At 67.3% G+C, this 18,925-nt stretch carries 20 protein-coding genes; 7 read left to right on the top strand and 13 right to left on the bottom strand.

The window, feature by feature from the left end; translation table 11 throughout:
• Positions 1-3: 3 nt before the first annotated feature.
• Both DIE17_RS08445 and DIE17_RS08435 read right to left on the bottom strand, forming a co-directional pair.
• A complete protein-coding gene (locus tag DIE17_RS08445; RefSeq protein ID WP_072465471.1) occupies positions 4-468 on the bottom strand; it encodes an OsmC family protein in 465 nt (154 codons plus the stop codon).
• Positions 469-904: 436 nt separating this feature from the next.
• Positions 905-1,210, bottom strand: a complete 306-nt coding sequence (locus DIE17_RS08435) for a DUF1090 family protein (protein WP_124487992.1) — start codon at positions 1,208-1,210, stop codon at positions 905-907.
• 311 nt (positions 1,211-1,521) lie between these two features.
• On the opposite strand from DIE17_RS08435, the gene rplM reads away from it, so the two are divergent.
• The 3 genes from rplM (at position 1,522) to erpA (ending at position 2,933) form a co-directional block, all read left to right on the top strand.
• On the top strand, positions 1,522-1,950 hold the full coding sequence (gene rplM, locus DIE17_RS08430; RefSeq protein WP_009687896.1) for a 50S ribosomal protein L13: 429 nt from the start codon (positions 1,522-1,524) through the stop codon (positions 1,948-1,950).
• A gap of 11 nt (positions 1,951-1,961) precedes the next feature.
• A complete protein-coding gene (gene rpsI / locus DIE17_RS08425) occupies positions 1,962-2,354 on the top strand; it encodes a 30S ribosomal protein S9 (protein WP_011883283.1) in 393 nt (130 codons plus the stop codon).
• A gap of 207 nt (positions 2,355-2,561) precedes the next feature.
• On the top strand, positions 2,562-2,933 hold the full coding sequence (erpA, locus tag DIE17_RS08420) for an iron-sulfur cluster insertion protein ErpA (protein ID WP_006401687.1): 372 nt from the start codon (positions 2,562-2,564) through the stop codon (positions 2,931-2,933).
• 158 nt (positions 2,934-3,091) lie between these two features.
• Here the strand turns inward: erpA and DIE17_RS08415 are convergent, their stop codons facing one another.
• Positions 3,092-4,240, bottom strand: coding sequence for an anhydro-N-acetylmuramic acid kinase (locus DIE17_RS08415; protein ID WP_124487991.1), 1,149 nt, complete (start codon positions 4,238-4,240; stop codon positions 3,092-3,094).
• A gap of 142 nt (positions 4,241-4,382) precedes the next feature.
• Here DIE17_RS08415 and tyrS point away from each other — a divergent pair, with 142 nt between their 5' ends.
• Genes tyrS through DIE17_RS08400 form a run of 3 tightly spaced genes read left to right on the top strand, consistent with a single transcriptional unit; the run spans position 4,383 to position 6,765 of the window.
• Complete coding sequence (gene tyrS, locus DIE17_RS08410; protein WP_044848285.1) at positions 4,383-5,624, top strand: tyrosine--tRNA ligase; 1,242 nt, start codon at positions 4,383-4,385, stop codon at positions 5,622-5,624.
• The gene (gene dtd / locus DIE17_RS08405) at positions 5,621-6,079 is read left to right on the top strand and encodes a D-aminoacyl-tRNA deacylase (protein ID WP_124487990.1); all 459 of its coding nucleotides are present in this window, start codon (positions 5,621-5,623) and stop codon (positions 6,077-6,079) included. The genes tyrS and dtd overlap by 4 nt, the downstream gene beginning before the upstream one ends.
• Before the next feature lie 23 nt (positions 6,080-6,102).
• Positions 6,103-6,765 (top strand): histidine phosphatase family protein, encoded by a 663-nt coding sequence (locus DIE17_RS08400; protein WP_124487989.1) that lies wholly within the window; start codon positions 6,103-6,105, stop codon positions 6,763-6,765.
• 40 nt (positions 6,766-6,805) lie between these two features.
• On the opposite strand, the gene DIE17_RS08395 is transcribed toward DIE17_RS08400, so the two are convergent.
• The 9 genes from DIE17_RS08395 to DIE17_RS08355 all read right to left on the bottom strand — a co-directional run bounded on the left by DIE17_RS08395 (position 6,806) and on the right by DIE17_RS08355 (position 16,144).
• Entirely contained in the window at positions 6,806-7,759 is a 954-nt protein-coding gene (locus DIE17_RS08395) for an oxygenase MpaB family protein (protein WP_044848283.1), read from the bottom strand.
• Positions 7,760-7,783: 24 nt separating this feature from the next.
• Complete coding sequence (ruvB, locus tag DIE17_RS08390; protein WP_044848282.1) at positions 7,784-8,851, bottom strand: Holliday junction branch migration DNA helicase RuvB; 1,068 nt, start codon at positions 8,849-8,851, stop codon at positions 7,784-7,786.
• 108 nt (positions 8,852-8,959) lie between these two features.
• Complete coding sequence (gene ruvA, locus DIE17_RS08385) at positions 8,960-9,541, bottom strand: Holliday junction branch migration protein RuvA (RefSeq protein ID WP_044848281.1); 582 nt, start codon at positions 9,539-9,541, stop codon at positions 8,960-8,962.
• A 186-nt stretch (positions 9,542-9,727) separates the two neighbouring features.
• Positions 9,728-10,270: a crossover junction endodeoxyribonuclease RuvC gene (gene ruvC / locus DIE17_RS08380; RefSeq protein WP_044848280.1), complete on the bottom strand. Its 543-nt coding sequence runs from the start codon at positions 10,268-10,270 to the stop codon at positions 9,728-9,730.
• Positions 10,271-10,421: 151 nt separating this feature from the next.
• Positions 10,422-11,987, bottom strand: a complete 1,566-nt coding sequence (gene purH / locus DIE17_RS08375; protein ID WP_044848279.1) for a bifunctional phosphoribosylaminoimidazolecarboxamide formyltransferase/IMP cyclohydrolase — start codon at positions 11,985-11,987, stop codon at positions 10,422-10,424.
• Positions 11,988-12,031: 44 nt separating this feature from the next.
• A complete protein-coding gene (locus DIE17_RS08370) occupies positions 12,032-12,265 on the bottom strand; it encodes a Fis family transcriptional regulator (protein WP_006476892.1) in 234 nt (77 codons plus the stop codon).
• A complete protein-coding gene (gene dusB, locus DIE17_RS08365; RefSeq protein WP_006751898.1) occupies positions 12,262-13,329 on the bottom strand; it encodes a tRNA dihydrouridine synthase DusB in 1,068 nt (355 codons plus the stop codon). The genes DIE17_RS08370 and dusB overlap by 4 nt, the downstream gene beginning before the upstream one ends.
• 136 nt (positions 13,330-13,465) lie before the next feature.
• Positions 13,466-14,644 (bottom strand): UbiH/UbiF/VisC/COQ6 family ubiquinone biosynthesis hydroxylase, encoded by a 1,179-nt coding sequence (locus tag DIE17_RS08360; protein WP_124487988.1) that lies wholly within the window; start codon positions 14,642-14,644, stop codon positions 13,466-13,468.
• Between the two features lie 102 nt (positions 14,645-14,746).
• Positions 14,747-16,144, bottom strand: coding sequence for an aminopeptidase P N-terminal domain-containing protein (locus DIE17_RS08355; RefSeq protein WP_124487987.1), 1,398 nt, complete (start codon positions 16,142-16,144; stop codon positions 14,747-14,749).
• A gap of 187 nt (positions 16,145-16,331) precedes the next feature.
• Here DIE17_RS08355 and DIE17_RS08350 point away from each other — a divergent pair, with 187 nt between their 5' ends.
• Entirely contained in the window at positions 16,332-16,943 is a 612-nt protein-coding gene (locus DIE17_RS08350; protein WP_044848297.1) for a glutathione S-transferase family protein, read from the top strand.
• A 94-nt stretch (positions 16,944-17,037) separates the two neighbouring features.
• Here the strand turns inward: DIE17_RS08350 and DIE17_RS08345 are convergent, their stop codons facing one another.
• Positions 17,038-18,657 (bottom strand): FMN-binding glutamate synthase family protein, encoded by a 1,620-nt coding sequence (locus DIE17_RS08345; RefSeq protein WP_124920789.1) that lies wholly within the window; start codon positions 18,655-18,657, stop codon positions 17,038-17,040.
• Between the last annotated feature and the right edge of the window lie 268 nt (positions 18,658-18,925).

Here is an 18,925-nt window from a genome sequence, read left to right as displayed (position 1 = left end):
CGTTCAGTCGGCGACGATGTCGAACGAATGCGTGAGTTCGGCGGTCTTCGCGATCATGATCGACGCGGAGCAGTACTTGTCGTGCGACAGGTTGATCGCGCGCTCGACCGTGGCCGGGTTCAGGTTGCGGCCGGTGACGGTGAAGTGGAAGTGGACCTTCGTGAACACTTTCGGATCTTCGCTCGCGCGTTCGGCCTTCAGCGTGACCGAGCAGCCGGTGACTTCCTGGCGGCTCTTCTTCAGGATCAGCACGACGTCGTACGCGGTGCAGCCGCCGGTACCGACCAGCACCATTTCCATCGGGCGCGGCGCGAGGTTGTGGCCGCCGCCTTCCGGCGCGCCGTCCATCGCGACGAGGTGCCCGCTCCCGGTCTGGGCGGAAAACGCCATGCCGTCCTGACCCATCCAGCTTACTTTGCATTCCATGCTTGCACTCCAGCGTTGCCTGATTCGGATTCGATCCGGCATTGTAGCCCGCAGCGCTTCGCTCGGCTGATGCGCTGCACGACGCGCCACACCATGCCGCCGCGTGCGGCGCGCGGCGGGGCGCCGAACGGCGATTTCCCTGCTGTCTTTAGGGGTTTTACTCTAGGCGTGGCGGGCTTCCGGCTGCGCGCTTTCTTGCCAGTTGATTGATTTTAAAAGGGAAAATCCAATCATCGCGTGAGGCTTACCGGATTCCGCATTATGGTGTTGGATTTCGTAATGCAAATTTTCTTGTGAAGTCGGCGACGCATTCGTATAATGAGCCTCATTGGTTGTCGCGCTGCGGCAACCTCCGCATGTCTCCTCCACCCTCCTCCTAAGGTGGATTAAGCCCGAACCAGCCGTTCGGGCTTTTTTTCGTCCCATGCAAGCATCGGTGCGCAGTTTGCGCGCGTCGATATCCGTCATTGACTCCCGTTTACGCCGGCCGCCGCGCGGCTGGCTGCGATGCCGCGCCGGGCGGCGTGTCCGTCGAACGGGCGGCAGGGGCCGGAACGTGTGCGGCCGATGCATGGCCATGACCACGCGCGCAGAAGTGGCGCACGCGTTCGCGCACCGCGCGCAGGCGGGCGATGCGATCTTCGGCATGGGCGTGGCGGGCGTCGGCGATGCGGGCGTCGAGAGCGTCGAGCTTGGCCTCGCAGCCGGCCCGGGCGGCGACGGCGGGCGCCGCGGCGGCCAGCAGCGCGGCCGCGAGAAAGGGCGTAAGTCGTTGTTTCATCATGCTTGTTTGTTGTTTTCCGTGATCGGCCGGTCTGGCGCGGCAAGGTCAGGTGCCGCGCGTCGATGGGTGCCGCCCCAGGCGCTCGGTTCGCCTGGTGTATCGGGGCACGACCGAATTTTGGCCCATTTCGGGCGCCGCCGGCACGGGGCGTGGATTCTCTTTGACCGCGCTGCGGTATTTCCTTTATAATTCAGGGCTTTTCCGCATTCATGCCCACGGAAAAAGAACAGGGAGAGCCTGCACCGCGCCTCGAAGCGCACACAGACAAGCAGGAAGAACACATCGGGCAAAGCATTTTTTTTGGATCGATCATGAAGACGTTTTCCGCAAAAGCCCATGAGGTGACGCGCGAATGGTACGTGATTGACGCGACGGATAAGGTTCTCGGCCGTGTTGCCAGCGAAGTGGCACGCCGTCTGCGCGGCAAGCACAAGCCTGAGTTCACCCCGCACGTCGACACTGGTGATTTCATCATCATCATCAACGCGAGCAAGTTGAAGGTCACGGGCAACAAGACTCTGGACAAGAAGTACTACCGTCACTCGGGCTACCCGGGCGGTATCTATGAAACGACGTTCGGCAAGATGCAAGAACGCTTCCCGGGCCGTGCGCTCGAGAAGGCGGTCAAGGGCATGCTGCCGAAGGGCCCGCTCGGCTACGCGATGATCAAGAAGCTGAAGGTCTACGCTGAAGCTACGCATCCGCATTCGGCTCAACAGCCGAAGGCGCTCGAGATCTAAGGGGAGCCCACATGATCGGTAACTGGAACTACGGTACGGGCCGCCGCAAGAGCGCAGTCGCACGTGTCTTCATCAAGGCTGGCAAGGGCGACATCATCGTCAACGGCAAGCCCATCGCCGACTACTTCTCGCGTGAAACGTCGCTGATGATCGTGCGTCAACCGCTGGAACTCACGAACCACGGCCAGACGTTCGACATCAAGGTCAACGTCAACGGCGGCGGCGAAACGGGTCAGGCAGGCGCAGTGCGTCACGGCATCACCCGCGCGCTGATCGACTACGATGCAACGCTGAAGCCGTCGCTGTCGAACGCAGGCTTCGTCACGCGCGATGCACGTGAAGTCGAGCGTAAGAAGGTTGGTCTGCGCAAGGCACGTCGCGCAAAGCAGTTCTCGAAGCGTTAATTCCGCTTCATGGCCGCGCCGCTTCCGGGCGGCGTCCGCCGGAAAAACCGCCAGTTTTCGCGCTGGCGGTTTTTTTATGCCCGCGCGGCGGCGCCCCGCGGGCAGTTTCCTTTACTGAAATCAACAAGAACCTATTGATTTCATGGACATCAGCACGATCTTCTGATCGGCCCTACAATAGCGGCTAAAGCTTTTTGGAGAGTTCGCATGAACGCTGTTACCGAATCCGCAGCAACGACCACCGAAATGCCGGCACCGTTCGTCTTCACCGACGCCGCGGCCGACAAGGTCAAGCAACTGATCGACGAAGAGGGCAATCCCGACCTGAAGCTGCGCGTGTTCGTGCAGGGTGGCGGCTGCTCGGGCTTCCAGTATGGCTTCACGTTCGACGAGGAAGTCAACGAGGACGACACCGTGATGAACAAGAACGGCGTCCAGCTTCTGATCGACTCGATGAGCTACCAGTACCTGGTCGGCGCCGAGATCGACTACAAGGACGACCTCAACGGTGCCCAGTTCGTGATCAAGAACCCGAACGCCACGACCACCTGTGGGTGCGGCTCGTCGTTCTCGGTCTGAACGCACGACGGATCCTGTCCGGTTCGCCGGAATGAAAAACGGGGCTTGATGCCCCGTTTTTTTGCGTCCGTTGTACGCGACGAACCGCGCGGGCGGCCTCTCGGCGCGTCCCGGACGCGCCGCATCGGGGCTCCCGCTCGTTTCGTCGTTTTCTCGTATCAGCGCGGATAAAGTGCGCCGAGCACGCGCTCGCCCGCGGCCCCCGTCACGCTCGCGAGATTGCCGGGCTGGCGCGCGGTGAAGCGGTACGCGAGCCACGCGAACGCGAGCGCCTCGACCTGCTGCGGCGGCACGCCGAGCGCGGCCGTCGTCTCCACCGTCGCCGGCACGCCGGCCTCGTGCAGTGCATGCCGGAGCGCATCGAGCAGCACCGGGTTGCGGGCGCCGCCGCCGCAGACGAACACGGCCTTGCAGCCGGCCGCGTGCCGGGCGATCTCGCGCGCGACCGAGACGGCGGTGAGTGCCGTCAGCGTCGCCTGCACGTCTTCCGGCGCGACCTGCGTGAACGCGGCGAGCTTCGCGTCGAGCCACGCGGGATTGAACAGGTCGCGGCCGGTGCTTTTCGGCGGCGGCGCGACGAAGTAGGGTTCGTCGAGCAGCGCGTCGAGCAGCGCCGCGTGCACGGTACCGCGCGCGGCGAACTTGCCGCCGTCGTCGTAGGGCTTGCCGAGATGGCGCGTCGCCCATTCGTCGAGCAACGCGTTCGCGGGCCCGCAGTCGAAGCCGCGCACGTCGCCGCCTTCGCCGGGCAGGATCGTGATGTTGCTGATGCCGCCGAGGTTGCAGACGACCCGCGTCTCGCCCGGCGCGCCGAACACCGTCGCGTGGAACGCCGGCGCGAGCGGCGCGCCGTGGCCGCCGGCCGCGACGTCGCGGCTGCGGAAATCGGCGATCACGTCGAGATGGGTGAGTTCGGCGAGCAGCGCCGGATTGTTGAGCTGGCGCGTGTAGCCGCGCTCGGGACGGTGCCGGACCGTCTGGCCGTGCACGCCGATCGCGCGGATCTCCTCGCGCGACAGGCCGGCCGTGCGCTGCAGCTCGTGACAGCACACCGCATAGCGCGCGACGAGCGCATTCGCCGCGACCGATTCGCGGTCGATCTCGTTGTCGCCGGGCTGCTGCAGCGCGAACAGCGCGTCGCGCAGCGATTGGGCGAAGCCGACGAACGCTTCCGCGAGCACGACCGGCGCGCGGCCGGTCTCGAAACGCACGGCGACGCCGTCGACGCCGTCCATGCTGGTTCCCGACATCAGCCCGAAGTAGATGCCGTCGGCCGGATGGGCGGGTTGCGGATGTCGTTGCGGCACGTTGGGTCCTCCTGGATCGAGCGGCGCGGGCCGGTGCCACGCGCCTTGCGCCCGATTATCCGCGCAACCTGACGCGTCGTTAAGCGATGCACGCGCAAGTTATGGGAAAATCCCTGTCTTTGCGACATTCTTCCTGGCCCCGATGAGCACCGAACCCAGTTCCAAGCCTGTTTTCCCGATCACCGACGAAGTCCGCCATGCGCTCGCCGTCACGAAGCGCGGCGTCGACGAACTGCTGATCGAGGAAGAGTTCGCGCAGAAGCTCGCGCGCAGCGCGGCCACCGGCACGCCGTTGCGCATCAAGCTCGGCCTCGACCCGACCGCACCCGACATCCACATCGGCCATACGGTCGTGCTGAACAAGATGCGTCAGCTGCAGGACCTCGGCCACACGGTGATCTTCCTGATCGGCGATTTCACGTCGCTGATCGGCGACCCGTCGGGCCGCAACGCGACGCGCCCGCCGCTCACGCGCGAGCAGATCGAATCGAACGCGAAGACCTACTTCGAGCAGGCTGCGCTCGTGCTCGACCGCGCCAAGACCGAGATCCGCTACAACAGCGAATGGTCGATGCCGCTCGGCGCGGACGGGATGATCAAGCTCGCGTCGCGCTACACGGTCGCGCGGATCCTCGAGCGCGAGGATTTCACGAAGCGCTTCCAGGGCGGCGTGCCGATCTCGATCCACGAATTCCTGTACCCGCTGATGCAGGGCTACGACTCGGTCGCGCTGAACGCCGACCTCGAGCTCGGTGGCACCGACCAGAAGTTCAACCTGCTGGTCGGCCGCGAACTGCAGAAGCAGTACGGCCAGGAACAGCAGTGCATTCTCACGATGCCGCTGCTCGAAGGCCTCGACGGCGTCGAGAAGATGTCGAAGTCGAAGGGCAACTACGTCGGCATCAGCGAGAAGCCGACCGACATGTTCGGCAAGCTGATGAGCATCTCGGACACGCTGATGTGGCGTTACTTCGAGCTGCTGTCGTTCCGCAGCATCGAAGAAATCGCGGGCTTCAAGCGCGACGCCGAAGGCGGCCGCAACCCGCGCGACTTCAAGGTGCTGCTCGCGCAGGAAATCGTCGCGCGCTTCCACTCGCAGGCCGATGCCGAGCGTGCGCTGGAGGACTTCAACCACCGCGCGAAGGGCGGCGTGCCGGACGACATCCCGTCGGTCACGCTCGCGGGCGCGCCGCTCGCGATCGGCCAGCTGCTGAAGCAGGCGGGCCTCGTGCCGTCGACGAGCGAAGCGCTGCGCAACATCGAGCAGGGCGGCGTGAAGATCGACGGCGCGACCGTCTCCGACAAGGGACTGAAGGTCGAGGCCGGCGAGTTCGTCGTCCAGGTCGGCAAGCGCCGCTTCGCGCGCGTCACGCTGACCGCATGATCGCGCTGATCCAGCGCGTGAAGCGCGCCGACGTGCGCGTCGGCGACCGTACGACGGGCGAGATCGGCGCAGGGCTGCTCGCGCTCGTCTGCGCGGAGCGTGGCGACACCGAGGCCGCGGCCGACAAGCTGCTCGCGAAGCTGCTCGGCTATCGCGTGTTCAGCGATGCCGCGGGCAAGATGAACCTGCCGGTGTCGAACATCGACGGCGCGGGCTGCGCCGGCGGCCTGCTGCTCGTGTCGCAGTTCACGCTCGCGGCCGATACCAACAGCGGGCTGCGGCCGAGCTTCACGCCGGCCGCGCCGCCCGACGAAGGCGCGCGCCTGTTCGACTATTTCGTCGCGGCCGCGCGCGAGCGTCATCCGGTCGTCGAGACGGGCGAGTTCGGCGCCGACATGCAGGTGTCGCTCGTCAACGACGGCCCCGTGACGTTCTGGCTGCAAGTGCGGCCCTGATTCATTCCCGGAGACGCGCCGCGATGGCCACCACGCAGATTCTCTTCATTCGCCATGGCGAGACGGCCTGGAACCGCATCAAGCGCATCCAGGGCCATATCGACATTCCACTGGCCGACACGGGGCTCGCGCAGGCGCAGCGGCTGGCCGTCCGGCTCGCGCGGGACGCGCGCGAAGGACAGCGGATCGACGCGATCTATTCGAGCGACCTGATGCGCGCGCAACAAACCGCGCAACCCTTTGCCGATGCGCTCGGGCTGCCGCTGCAGTTGCGCGAAGGGCTGCGCGAACGCGCGTACGGCGTGTTCCAGGGGCATGACAGCACCGAGATCGAGACGCTGTTTCCGGACGCCTACGCCGCGTGGCAGACGCGCGACCCGGGCTTCGCGCCCGACGGCGGCGAGTCGCAGCGCGAGTTCTATCATCGCGTGCTGCATGCGCTCGAGCCGATCGTCGCCGCGCATCCGGGCGGCCGGATCGCGTGTGTTGCACACGGCGGCGTGCTCGACTGCGTGTACCGCTTCGCCAACGGTATCGACCTGTCGGCGCCGCGCAGCTATCAACTGCTCAACACGAGCATCAACGTCGTCGATTACGTCGATGGTCGCGCACAGGTCGTGCAATGGGCCGACGTGTCGCACCTCGACGCCGCGAGCGACGACGACGGGTATCGCAAGGTACTCTGATCCGGTCGTACCGGCTCCGCCCGGCGGAAGAATCAGATCGTCAGGCGGGCGGGGTGCCGTCGGGCGGTGTCGCGGTTGCGCGGCGGCGTGCGCGCTTCGACGCGCCGTTGACGAGCGCCCAGCGCAGCACGGGCGCGACTGCCCGCACACCGGGCCGGACCACCGCGCGTCGCAGCGGCGCGAACGTCGACACGTCGAGCATGCGCTGCGCCCAGGGCGGCAGCAGGTCGATTCCCGCATGCATGATCAGCGACGCGGCTGGCCGCAGCGCGGGCGTTGCGACCGGCACGTTCAACAGGATGTCCATGACCTCGAAGGTGTGCGGCCCGGCTTCGAGTTCGGGCTGCATGCGCGCGAAATAGGCCGCTACCTCGGCGCGTGAACGGGGCACATCCCGGGCGCCGAGCAACTCCGCGATCAATGCCGTTTCCGCGTAGTAGCCGTCCTGCAGCTCGCCCGACAGCGACGGATTCACATAGCGCAAATGCGCGGCGAGGAAGCTCGAAACTTCCGCGACATGCACCCACGTCAGCAACGCCGGATCGTCGGCTCGATACGGCCGGCCGTCGGGCGCAGTGCCCGATATGCGCGCGTGGATCGTTTTCACGCGCTCGATGAGCGCGAGTGCGTCCGCGCGGCTGCCGAACGTCGTGCCCGTGATGAACGTGGCGGTGCGCCGCAAGCGGCCGAGGATGTCGGTGCGAAACGACGAGTGATCCCAGACGCCCGCGAGCGCGAGCGGATGGAGCGCCTGCAGCAGTAGCGCGGCAATGCCGCCCGTCATCATCGACGTGAAATCGGCATGCACGCGCCAGCAGATCGCGTCGGGGCCGAACAGCCCCGGGTCTCCGGGCGGCGACGAGAGATCGATCGACGGACCGCCGCCGCCCGTCGTCAGGTGCGTGATGCCGGCCACGAGCCGCTTGCGGATCGGTTCGACCCAGCGCGGGCCCGGTGTGGGCGGGGCGGGGTGCGGGCTGGGCGGCGTGGTCATGGCGAGCTTGGCGCGGGCAGCGGGTTACTTCCCGTCGGCGGTATCCCACATCCCGCGTTCGGGGTTGCCGGCGTCGGGCGCGGAGAGCCCGAAGTGGCGGTACGTGAGCAGCGTCGCGACGCGCCCGCGCGGCGTGCGCTGCAGGAAGCCCTGCTGGATCAGGTACGGTTCGAGTACGTCCTCGATCGTGTCGCGCTCCTCGCCGATCGCAGCCGCGAGGTTGTCGATGCCGACCGGGCCGCCGTCGAACTTGTGCAGGATCGCCTCGAGCAGCTTGCGGTCCATCAGGTCGAAGCCGACCGGGTCGACGTCGAGCATCGCGAGCGCGGCGTCGGCGACGGCCGCGGTGATCTGGCCGTCGGCCTTCACTTCCGCATAGTCGCGCACGCGGCGCAGCAGCCGGTTCGCGATCCGCGGCGTGCCGCGCGAGCGCTTCGCGATCTCCAGCGCGCCGTTCGGATCGATCTGCGCGTTCAGCAGCGACGCCGAGCGCCGCACGATGCGCGACAATTGCTCGGCATCGTAGAACTCGAGGCGCGCGACGATCCCGAAGCGATCGCGCAACGGGTTGGTCAGCATCCCCGCACGCGTGGTCGCGCCGACCAGCGTGAACGGCTGCAGGTCGAGCTTCACGCTGCGCGCGGCCGGCCCTTCGCCGATCATGATGTCGATCTGGTAATCCTCGAGCGCCGGATACAGGATTTCCTCGACGACCGGCGACAGCCGGTGGATCTCGTCGATGAACAGCACGTCGTTCGCTTCAAGGTTGGTCAGCAGCGCGGCGAGATCGCCCGCGCGTTCGAGCACGGGGCCCGACGTCTGGCGCAGGTTCACGCCCATCTCGCGCGCGATGATGTGCGCGAGGGTGGTCTTGCCGAGGCCGGGCGGCCCGAACAGCAGCACGTGGTCGAGCGGCTCGGCGCGGCGCTTCGCGGCCTCGATGAAGATCTCGAGCTGGCCGCGCACCTTTTCCTGGCCGACGTAGTCGTCGAGCTGGCGCGGCCGCAGCGCGCGTTCGAACACCTCCTCGTGCGACGAGGCGGGCGTGGCGGCGATGATCCGCTCGGCGGCGAGTTTGTCGGTTTCAATCATGCGGCCATTGTACCGCGCGCCGTCGCGCGGCCGAACTGGCCGAACGGCCGACTGGCGCGTGCCGCGCGACGGCGCGACACTGGCTCCGACAGCCGGCTCGGGCGGCCGTTACACCTTCGACAGTGCCTTGAGCGCGAGTTTGATGCCTTCGGACACGCCGGTGCCGGCCGGCACGTTCTTGATCGCGGCGAGGCCTTCCTTTTCCGAATAGCCGAGCGCGAGCAGCGCGTTGAGGATGTCGGTCGCGTGGTCGGACTGGGACGCGGCGCCGGCGAGTGCGCCGAGGTCCGCGCCGAGCTTGCCCTTCAGCTCGAGCAGCAGGCGCTCGGCGGTCTTCTTGCCGATGCCGGGCAGGCGCGTGAGGCGCGCGGCGTCCTGCATCGTCACCGCCTGCGCGAGCTCCTGCACGCTCATGCCGGACAGCACGGCCAGCGCCATGCGCGCGCCGATGCCGGTGATCTTCAGCAGTTCGCGGAAGGTCGTGCGCTCCTGCGGCGTCAGGAAGCCGTACAGCAGGTGCGCGTCCTCGCGCACGATCTGCTGCGTGAGCAGCACGACGCGCTCGCCCGTTTGCGGCAGGTTGTAGAAGGTGCTCATCGGCACGTCGATTTCGTAACCGACGCCGTTGCAGTCGACGAGCAGGTGAGGCGGATTCTTTTCGAGCAGGATGCCGGCGATGCGACCGATCATGGATGGCGGGATGCGAGGAAGAAAGCGCGAGTGTAGCGCAGGTGCGGCGCGATGCCGATGGGTTGGCCGTCAGGTCGGGGCGCCGCGCGACGCGGGGCGATCAGGCAGGCAGGCAGGACGGTGGCAGGCGCAATGCGCGCGACTCGGGTAGCCGCGCGCCGCGCCGAGGGGATGCGTGCCGTCGCGTCAGCCGACGAGCCGTCCGCGCCGCACGCGCAGCCCCCTTTTCGCGAGCGCCGGCGCGAGGCCGCCGATCGTGCCGAGCGTATTGCCGCTGTGCGCGTGGCAGATCGCCATCCCGAGCGCGTCGGCCGCGTCGCTGCCGGGCTGGCCGGTCAGGTTGAGCAGTCTCGTGACCATCTCCTGCATCTGCGACTTGGTCGCGCGGCCGTAACCGACGACCGCCTGCTTCAGTTGCAGCGCGGTGTATTCCGCCACCGGCAGGCCGCCGGAGACGAGCCCGCAGATCGCGGCACCGCGCGCCTGGCCGAGCAGCAGCGTCGACTGCGGGTTCACGTTCACGAACACCTGTTCGATCGCGGCCTGGTCGGGCGCGTGTTCGCGCACGAGCGTCGATACGCCCTGGAAGATCGTGCCGAGCCGGGTAGCCAGGTCAGCCGTAGGCGTGCGGATCACGCCGCTTGCGACATAGGCGAGCCGGTGGCCGCTGACGTCGATGACGCCGAAGCCGGTGACGCGCAGGCCGGGGTCGATGCCGAGAATTCGCATGAGTGAGGAGAAAAACCTGATGCCGCGATACTACAACGAATGGTGCGCGGGGCCGGCCGCGTGGCTGCGTGCGCCGGCGCCGCGCAATAAAAAACCCGGCGGGTATGATGCCGCCGGGTTTTCGTGCGGCGGCCGCGCGGGCCGCGTGCGATCAGTGACGGAAGTGGCGCACGCCCGTCAGGATCATTGCGATGCCGTGCTCGTCGGCCGCCGCGATCACTTCGTCGTCGCGCATCGAGCCGCCCGGCTGGATCACGCAGGTCGCGCCTGCCGCCACGACGACGTCGAGACCGTCGCGGAACGGGAAGAACGCATCCGACGCGACGGCCGAACCGGCCAGCGTGAGGCCCGCGTTCTGCGCCTTGATGCTCGCGATGCGTGCCGAATCGACGCGGCTCATCTGGCCTGCGCCGACGCCGAGCGTCATGCCGTTGCCGCAGAACACGATCGCGTTCGACTTCACGTACTTCGCGACGCGCCATGCGAACAGCAGGTCGTCCATTTCCTTCGCGGTCGGTTGACGCTTCGTGACGACGCGCAGCTCGCTCGGCTGCACGTTCTTCGAATCGAGCGACTGCACGAGCAGGCCGCCGCCCACGCGCTTCAGGTCGAACGCGTTATGGCCGTCGCCGAGCGCGATTTCGAGCAGGCGCACGTTCTGCTTCGCGGCGAACACCTGCTTCGCGGCGTCCGTGAACGACGGCGCGATCAGCACTTCGACGAACTGCTTGGCCACCGCCTGCGCGGCCGTCTCGTCGACTTCGCGGTTGAACGCGATGATGCCGCCGAACGCCGACGTCGGGTCGGTCTGGAATGCCTTCGCGTACGCGTCGGCCGAATCGTTGCCGACCGCGACGCCGCACGGGTTCGCGTGCTTGATGATCACGCAGGCCGGCGCGTCGAACGTCTTCACGCATTCCCACGCCGCGTCCGAATCCGCGATGTTGTTGTACGACAGTTCCTTGCCCTGCAGCTGGCGGTAGTTCGCCAGTGCGCCGGCCGGCGCCGCGAGGTCGCGGTAGAACGCCGCGCTCTGGTGCGGGTTCTCGCCGTAGCGCAGGTCCTGCACCTTGTCGAACGCCATGTTCAGCGTGGCCGGGTATGCGCTGCGCGATGCGTGCTGCAGCTCGTCGGTCAGGCTCGTCAGGTAGTTCGTGATCGCGCCGTCGTATTGCGCGGTGTGCGCGAACACCTTGGTCGCGAGGCGGAAGTTGGTCGCATAGCCGATCGCGTTGCCGTTCGCCTTCATTTCATCGAGCACGACCGCGTAATCGGCCGGGTCGACGACGACCGTCACGTCGCGGTGGTTCTTCGCGGCCGAGCGCAGCATCGTCGGGCCGCCGATGTCGATGTTCTCGATCGCGTCGGCGAGCGTGCAGTCGTCCTTCGCGATCGTCGCGACGAACGGGTACAGGTTCACGACCAGCAGGTCGATCGTCGGGATGCCGTGCTGCTCCAGCGCCTGCATGTGCTCGGGCAGGTCGCGGCGGGCGAGGATGCCGCCGTGCACCTTCGGGTGGAGCGTCTTCACGCGCCCATCGAGCATTTCCGGGAAGCCCGTGTAGTCAGCGACTTCGGTCACGGGCAGGCCCGCGTCGGCGAGGAGTTTCGCGGTGCCGCCGGTCGACAGGAGTTTGACGCCGAGGTCGGACAGCGACTTCGCGAAGTCGACGATGCCGGTCTTGTCGGAAACGGAAATGAGCGCTTGCTTGATCATGATGGAACCACCAATAGCCAGGGAAACGGGGACGGGACGGCTGCCTACAGCAAGCCGTGCTGCTGCAGCTTCTTGCGCAGCGTATTGCGATTGATGCCGAGGTACTCCGCGGCGAGCGACTGGTTGCCGCCGGCCTGTACGAGCACGACCTCGAGCATCGGCTTTTCGACGCAGGACATCACCATTTCATAGACGTCGTGCGGATTGGAGCCGTCTAGATCCCGGAAATACACGTCCAGGCTCTCGCGGACACATTGTTCGATGTTGTGCTTGCTCATGCTGCTAACTGGTTATGGTCGTCCGACTCGCCCTGGCCGTTTTCCTCTTCGTCATCGACGTAGACGAGGTGGTCCGACAGCGCCTTTTGCGCCTCGAAGAATGCATTGACGGCGGCGAGTTGCTCGCGGGTGGAATCGAGCGTGTTCATCCTGTGCCGGAACCCGTTGGCACCGGAAAGGCCGCGAGTGTACCAGCCGATGTGCTTGCGCGCAGTACGGACGCCCGTGAATTCACCATAGAACGCGTAGTGGTCTTCCAGGTGTTCGTTCATCACGTGCTGGATCTCGTCGATCCGCGGCGGGGGCAGCAGCTCGCCGGTTTGCAGGAAATGATCGATTTCACGGAACAGCCACGGCCGGCCTTGCGCGGCGCGACCGATCATCAGTGCGTCGGCGCCGGTGGCGTCGAGCACGGCCTTTGCTTTTGCCGGCGACGTGATGTCGCCGTTCGCGACGACCGGGATGCGCACGGCCGCCTTCACAGCCGCGATGGTGTCGTATTCCGCGTCGCCGCGGTAGAGGTCGGCGCGCGTGCGGCCGTGTACGGTCAGCATCGAGATGCCGGCCGCCTCGGCGAGGCGCGCGACCGTGATCGCGTTCTTGTGCTCGCGATCCCAGCCGGTGCGGATCTTCAGCGTGACGGGCACCGCATCCGGCCCCGTGCCGACCGCCGCGACGACGGCCTCGACGATCCGCTGCACGAGCGGCTCGTTCTGCAGCAGCGCGGAGCCGGCCGCGACGTTGCAGACCTTCTTCGCCGGGCAACCCATGTTGATGTCGATGATCTGCGCGCCGTTGTCGACGTTGTAGCGGGCCGCTTCGGCCATCATCGCCGGATCGGCGCCGGCGATCTGCACCGCGATCGGCTCGACCTCGCCTTCGTGGTTTGCCCGTCGCATCGTCTTCGCGCTCTTCCACAGCTGCGCATTGGACGCGACCATCTCGGACACGGCGTACCCGGCCCCCAGCCGCTTGCACAGCTGGCGGAACGGACGATCCGTCACGCCGGCCATCGGGGCGACGAACAGGTTGTTACGCAATACGTGAGAGCCGATAACGGGCATCGCAATGGCACCGCCCGCGAGCGCCGGGCGTCGCGGGCAAAAAAGGGCAGAGGGAAAACGGCTATTTTACCGTATTCCCATGCCCCGCCGATTTGACCCGGTTTGCGCGGCCTGACCGCGCGCAACGCGCGGCGTGTCAGTTGCGCTGGCCGAACATCATCTGGCGTGCGATCGCCTTCTTGAGCGGCGGCACGAATTCGAGCGCGGTGAGCGCCGCGCCGCGCAGCAGCGGAAGAGGGCCGGCGTCGACGGTAAACAGGCGCGCGAGCGTGTCCGTCGCGCCGATCGTGAAGCGCCGGTCGAGCGCGCGCCGTGCGTTGAAGGTGGCGAGCGCGGTCGCTTCGAAGCCCTGCGTGGACAGCGCGTCGACGAGCGTGTGCGCATCGCGCAGCCCGAGGTTGAGCCCCTGGCCGGCGACCGGATGCAGCGTTTGCGCGGCGTTGCCGACGATCGCGATGCGCCCGTTGACGAGCGTCTGTGCCGCGTTCAATCCGAGCGGGAACGATGCGCGCCCCGCGATCGCGACGAATCGGCCCATCCGCTCGCCGAATGCAGCGCCGAGTTCGCGCAGGAACGCGTCGTCGGGAAGGGCGGCGCGGCGGGCCGCCTCGTCGGGCGTGCAGCACCACACGAGCGAATAATCGGCACCGCCAAGCGGCAGCAGCGCGAGCGGGCCTTCGTGCGTGAAGCGCTCCCAGGCGACGTTCGGGCGCGGCGCCGAGACGGTGACCGTGCCGACGATCGCGGTCTGGCCATAGTCGCGGCGATGCTTGCCGGTATCGGCCTGCTGTTCGTGGAACAGCCCGCCTTCGGCGTTGATGACGATGCGCGCGCGCAGCGTGCGCTCGCCTTGCGGGCCGTCGAGCGTCAGCGTGACGCCGTCGGCGTCCTGTTGCGGCGTGCGTGCGGTGGTCGACGTGAGCCAGTCGACGCGCGTGCCGCGCACGGCCTGCGCGAGCGCCTGCACGATCGAGCCGTAGCGCACGACGTAGCCGAGCGCGGCGAGGTCGTGCTCGTCGCGGTCGATCAGCGTGCGGCCGAAATGGCCGCGCTGCGACACGTGGATGTGTTCGATCGGCGTTGCGTCGGCCGGCCATCCGAGCGTGTCGAGCAGCACGCGGCTGCCGTGCGACACGGCGATCGCGCGCGGGTCGTTCGCGCTCGCGGCCGGCTCGCGCGCGTCGATCAGCGCGATCGACGCGTGCTGCGTCGCGCTGCGTCGGGCGAGCCAGCCGGCGAGCGCGAGCCCGACGGGGCCCGCGCCGACGATGGCGAGGTCATGGTCCGGCGTGGCCGGGGAGGAAGCGGTCGTCATCAGTGTTCGTGAAACGGGGTAACGGTCAACTGCGGGTCAACGGCAGGTCAACACCGGGCCAACGACGGTCCGGCACCGGCGCGATGTCAACCTGCGGTACGCTCACGCGCCGTGCGCCGCGCCCGCACGCATCAGCGCCTCGATCTCGTCGGCCGCCACCGGCACGTCGCGCGTGATCAGCTCGCAACCGTGCTCGCGCACGATCGCGTCGTCCTCGATGCGGATGCCGATGTTCCAGTATTCGGACGGCACGTCGTCGGCGGCGCGCACGTACAGGCCCGGCTCGACGGTGAGCGTCATGCCGGCTTTCAGCGTGCGCCACGGCAGCGCGCCGTTGGCGTCGCGCGCGGCGAGCCGCTCGCGGTAGTCGCCGCAATCGTGCACGTCCATGCCGATCCAGTGGCCGGTGCGGTGCATGTAGAAGCGTGCGTACGCGCGCTCGGCGAGCACGTCGTCGACGCTCGAGAAGCGCGTCTTCGGGATGATGCCCGTATCGAGCAGCCCTTGCGCCAGCACCCGCACGGCCGCGTCGTGCGGCGCCTCGAACGGCACGCCCGCGCGCGTCGCGTCGATCGCGGCCTGCTGCGCGGCGAGCACGATGTCGTACAGCGTGCGCTGCGCGGGCGAGAAGCGCCCGTTGGCCGGGAACGTGCGCGTGATATCCGACGCGTAGCCGTCGAGTTCGCACGCGGCATCGATCAGGATCAGGTCGCCGTCCCGCGCGGCCGCGTTGCCGGCCGGGTAGTGCAGCACGCACGCGTTCGCGCCGGCCGCGACGATCGAGCCGTACGCGGGCGCCTGCGCGCCATGCTTGCGGAACGTGTACAGCAGCTCGGCCTCGAGTTCGTACTCGCGGATCCCCGGGCGGCACACCTGCATCGCGCGACGGTGCGCGAGCGCGGAGATGTGTGCGGCGCGCATCATGATCGCGAGTTCGTGTTCGTCCTTCACGAGCCGCATGTCGTCGAGCAGGGGCGTGAGGTCGAGCAGCGCGTCCGGTGCGGCGACGCCGCTGCGCGCCTGCGCGCGCACCGCATCGATCCAGCCGGCGAGCTGGCGGTCGAACTCGGCCGACGCGCCGAACCGGTAGTGCACGGTGCCCGCATCGGCGAGCAGGCGCGGCATTTCGGTGTCGATCACGTCGACCGCGTAGGCCGCGTCGAAGCCGAACGCATCGCGCGCGGCCTCGGGCCCGTAATGGAAACCTTCCCAGATCTCGCGGTCGGCATTCTTCGCGCGGCAGAACAGGATCGATTCCGGCGCGCCGTGCGACCCGGCCGCGTTCAGCACGAGCACGGCGTCCGGCTCGGTGAAGCCCGTCAGGTAGTGGAAGTAGCTGTCATGCCGGTACGGAAAGGCCGTATCGCGGTTGCGCAGCATTTCCGGCGCGGTGGGAACGATGGCGACGCCGCCGCCGGCGGCGCGCAGTGTGGCAAGCACGCGTTCACGGCGCTGGCGGTAGACGTCGACGGCGATGGCGGTATCGAGGGGCGCATTCATCGTGCGATTGTAGCGCCGCCGGACGCGGCGCGTGAGAGACACGGCCGCAAGCCGCGCCGGACGGGGCTCGGCGGCGGCTGTTGCAAACCATCCACAGGCCGGACGGGCGATTTTCTATCGGGCCGCGCCGGCCGGTTATGATCGGCGACAACGTATACTCTCGGCAGTTCCCTTGAAAAGGCAGATGATGAAATTAATCGGTTCGCTCAGCAGCCCGTACGTCCGCAAGGCGCGGATCGTGCTTGCTGAAAAGAAGATCGACTACAAGCTGGAGCTCGAGAACGTATGGGCGCCGGAGACGGACATTCATGCATCGAATCCGCTCGGCAAGGTCCCGTGTCTCGTGATGGAGGATGGTGCCGCGGTGTTCGATTCCCGCGTGATCTGCGAATACGTCGACACGCTGTCGCCGGTCGGCAAGCTGATTCCGCCGTCGGGACGCGAGCGGCTCGAAGTGCGGTGCTGGGAAGCGCTGGGCGACGGCGTGCTCGACGCGGCCGTGGCGATCCGTCTCGAACACACGCTGCGCGACGAAGCGCAGCGCAGCGCGAGCTGGATCGCGCGCCAGCAGCGCAAGATCGACGACGCGCTCGTCGCGATGTCGCAGGGCCTCGGCGGCAAGACGTGGTGCGTCGGTAATCATTACACGCTCGCCGACATCGCACTCGGCTGCGCGCTCGGCTACCTCGACTTCCGGATGTCCGAACTCAACTGGCGCGACCGCCATCCGAATCTCGACAAGCATTTCGTGAAGCTGTCGCAGCGGCAGACGTTCGTCGACACGCTGCCGCAAGGCTGACCTGCCGCCGCCCGCGGATCGGGCAGACAAGAGAAAAGCGCCCCGCGGGGCGCTTTTCTCTTTGGCGAGCCGCCCGGCGGCGGGCGCTCGCGCGTTACTCGATCGACGTGTAAACGGTTTCGCCGAGCACGAACGAATCGCTGCGCGCGATCGGCCACCACTTGTCGTACAGCGTATAGCCGCAGGTCTGGCCGTCGAGCAGCGCGCCGGGCTTCAGGTACTTCAGCAGCTGCGACATCAGCCGCACCTCGTGCGGCGCGACGCGCTGCACGATGTGATGCGCGCGCAGCTCGGACGGATGGCCGAGGCCGGCCGCCTGCACGAGTTCCTGCAGTGCGTGCAGCGTATTGCGGTGGAAGTTGAACACGCGCTCGGCCTTGTCGGGCACGACGAGGGCGCGCTGGCGCACCGGGTCCTGCGTGGCGACGCCGGTCGGGCAGCGGTCGGTGTGGCAGTGCTGCGCCTGGATGCAGCCGACCGCGAACATGAAGCCGCGTGCCGAGTTCACCCAGTCCGCGCCGATCGCGAGCGTGCGTGCGATGTCGAACGCGCTGATGATCTTGCCGCTCGCGCCGATCTTCACGCGATCGCGCACGCCGATCCCGACGAGCGTGTTGTGCACCAGCAGCAGGCCCTCCTGCAGCGGCACGCCGACATGGTCGGTGAATTCGAGCGGCGCCGCGCCGGTGCCGCCTTCCGCGCCGTCGACGACGATGAAGTCGGGCACGATGCCCGTCTCGAGCATCGCCTTCGCGATCCCGAAGAATTCCCACGGATGGCCGATGCACAGCTTGAAGCCGGTCGGCTTGCCGCCCGACAGCGTGCGCAGCCGTTCGACGAATTCGAGCAGCCCGCGCGGCGTCGAGAATTGCGAGTGCGTCGCGGGCGAGATGCAGTCCTTGCCCATCGGCACGCCGCGCGTCTCGGCGATCTCGGGCGTGATCTTCGCGGCCGGCAGCACGCCGCCGTGGCCCGGCTTCGCGCCTTGCGACAGCTTGATCTCGATCATCTTGACCTGCGGATCGGCGGCCTGCTTCGCGAACTTGTCCGGGTTGAACGTGCCGTCCTCATTGCGGCAGCCGAAGTAGCCGGACGCGATTTCCCAGATGATGTCGCCGCCGTTTTCGCGATGGTACTTCGACAGCGAGCCTTCGCCGGTGTCGTGCGCGAACTCGCCTTTCTTCGCGCCGAGGTTCAGCGAGCGGATCGCGTTCGCGGACAGCGAGCCGAAGCTCATCGCCGAGATGTTGAAGATCGAGATGTCGTACGGCTGCGCGCGGTTCGCGCCGACCCGGATGCGGAAGTCGTGGTTCGGCAGCTTCGTCGGCGCGAGCGAGTGGCTGATCCATTCGTGCGCGACGGACTTCACGTTCAGTTCGGTGCCGTACGGGCGGTTGTCGGCGACGTTCTTCGCGCGCTGGTAGACGAGGCTGCGCTGCGCGCGCGAGAACGGTTTCTCGTCGGTGTCGTCCTCGACGAAGTACTGGCGGATTTCAGGCCGGATGAACTCGAACAGGAAGCGGAAATGGCCCCAGAGCGGGTAGTTGCGCAGGATCGCGTGACGGTCCTGGTTCAGGTCGTACAGGCCGACGGCGACGAGGGCGACGGGGATGATGATCCACAGCCAGGAAAGCACGTGGATCGACGCGAGCGCGGCCGCGGCAACGAGCAGCAGGACGGCACACCACATCGCGAGGTAGCGTCTGGAAAGCATGGGGACTCCTAGGGTCTATTCATGTATGGAACGCGCATGCGAATGCCCGAAAGCGCGCGCAGGGCAAGGAGCGAGGAGCGCCGTTTGGCCGAGCCAAACAAGTGACGAGCGACGCCGCCATGCGGGCGATTTCGGGCATTCCCGTGACTTGAATTTCTTAATTTGGGGTTGCCACGAGAACGGCCGCTCGCCGCGTTGCGCTCCTTGCGAATACGTCAGTATTCGCGGCGTCGCGCGCCTCGCGAGCGGCCGTTCTCGTGGCAACGCA

Origin of the sequence: Burkholderia sp. Bp9099 (assembly GCF_003857805.1) — a bacterium.
Classification (GTDB): domain Bacteria; phylum Pseudomonadota; class Gammaproteobacteria; order Burkholderiales; family Burkholderiaceae; genus Burkholderia.
This window is presented reverse-complemented; position numbering and strand designations above follow the sequence as displayed.

Excerpts from the sequence above, each read along its gene's own strand:
- DIE17_RS08445 (WP_072465471.1), bottom strand. The coding sequence starts at position 468 with ATGCCGGATCGAATCCGAATCAGGCAACGCTGGAGTGCAAGCATGGAA.
- DIE17_RS08435 (WP_124487992.1), bottom strand. The coding sequence starts at position 1,210 with ATGATGAAACAACGACTTACGCCCTTTCTCGCGGCCGCGCTGCTGGCC.
- rplM (WP_009687896.1), top strand. The coding sequence starts at position 1,522 with ATGAAGACGTTTTCCGCAAAAGCCCATGAGGTGACGCGCGAATGGTAC.
- rpsI (WP_011883283.1), top strand. The coding sequence starts at position 1,962 with ATGATCGGTAACTGGAACTACGGTACGGGCCGCCGCAAGAGCGCAGTC.
- erpA (WP_006401687.1), top strand. The coding sequence starts at position 2,562 with ATGAACGCTGTTACCGAATCCGCAGCAACGACCACCGAAATGCCGGCA.
- tyrS (WP_044848285.1), top strand. The coding sequence starts at position 4,383 with ATGAGCACCGAACCCAGTTCCAAGCCTGTTTTCCCGATCACCGACGAA.
- dtd (WP_124487990.1), top strand. The coding sequence starts at position 5,621 with ATGATCGCGCTGATCCAGCGCGTGAAGCGCGCCGACGTGCGCGTCGGC.
- DIE17_RS08400 (WP_124487989.1), top strand. The coding sequence starts at position 6,103 with ATGGCCACCACGCAGATTCTCTTCATTCGCCATGGCGAGACGGCCTGG.
- DIE17_RS08395 (WP_044848283.1), bottom strand. The coding sequence starts at position 7,759 with ATGACCACGCCGCCCAGCCCGCACCCCGCCCCGCCCACACCGGGCCCG.
- ruvB (WP_044848282.1), bottom strand. The coding sequence starts at position 8,851 with ATGATTGAAACCGACAAACTCGCCGCCGAGCGGATCATCGCCGCCACG.
- ruvA (WP_044848281.1), bottom strand. The coding sequence starts at position 9,541 with ATGATCGGTCGCATCGCCGGCATCCTGCTCGAAAAGAATCCGCCTCAC.
- ruvC (WP_044848280.1), bottom strand. The coding sequence starts at position 10,270 with ATGCGAATTCTCGGCATCGACCCCGGCCTGCGCGTCACCGGCTTCGGC.
- purH (WP_044848279.1), bottom strand. The coding sequence starts at position 11,987 with ATGATCAAGCAAGCGCTCATTTCCGTTTCCGACAAGACCGGCATCGTC.
- DIE17_RS08370 (WP_006476892.1), bottom strand. The coding sequence starts at position 12,265 with ATGAGCAAGCACAACATCGAACAATGTGTCCGCGAGAGCCTGGACGTG.
- dusB (WP_006751898.1), bottom strand. The coding sequence starts at position 13,329 with ATGCCCGTTATCGGCTCTCACGTATTGCGTAACAACCTGTTCGTCGCC.
- DIE17_RS08360 (WP_124487988.1), bottom strand. The coding sequence starts at position 14,644 with ATGACGACCGCTTCCTCCCCGGCCACGCCGGACCATGACCTCGCCATC.
- DIE17_RS08355 (WP_124487987.1), bottom strand. The coding sequence starts at position 16,144 with ATGAATGCGCCCCTCGATACCGCCATCGCCGTCGACGTCTACCGCCAG.
- DIE17_RS08350 (WP_044848297.1), top strand. The coding sequence starts at position 16,332 with ATGAAATTAATCGGTTCGCTCAGCAGCCCGTACGTCCGCAAGGCGCGG.
- DIE17_RS08345 (WP_124920789.1), bottom strand. The coding sequence starts at position 18,657 with ATGCTTTCCAGACGCTACCTCGCGATGTGGTGTGCCGTCCTGCTGCTC.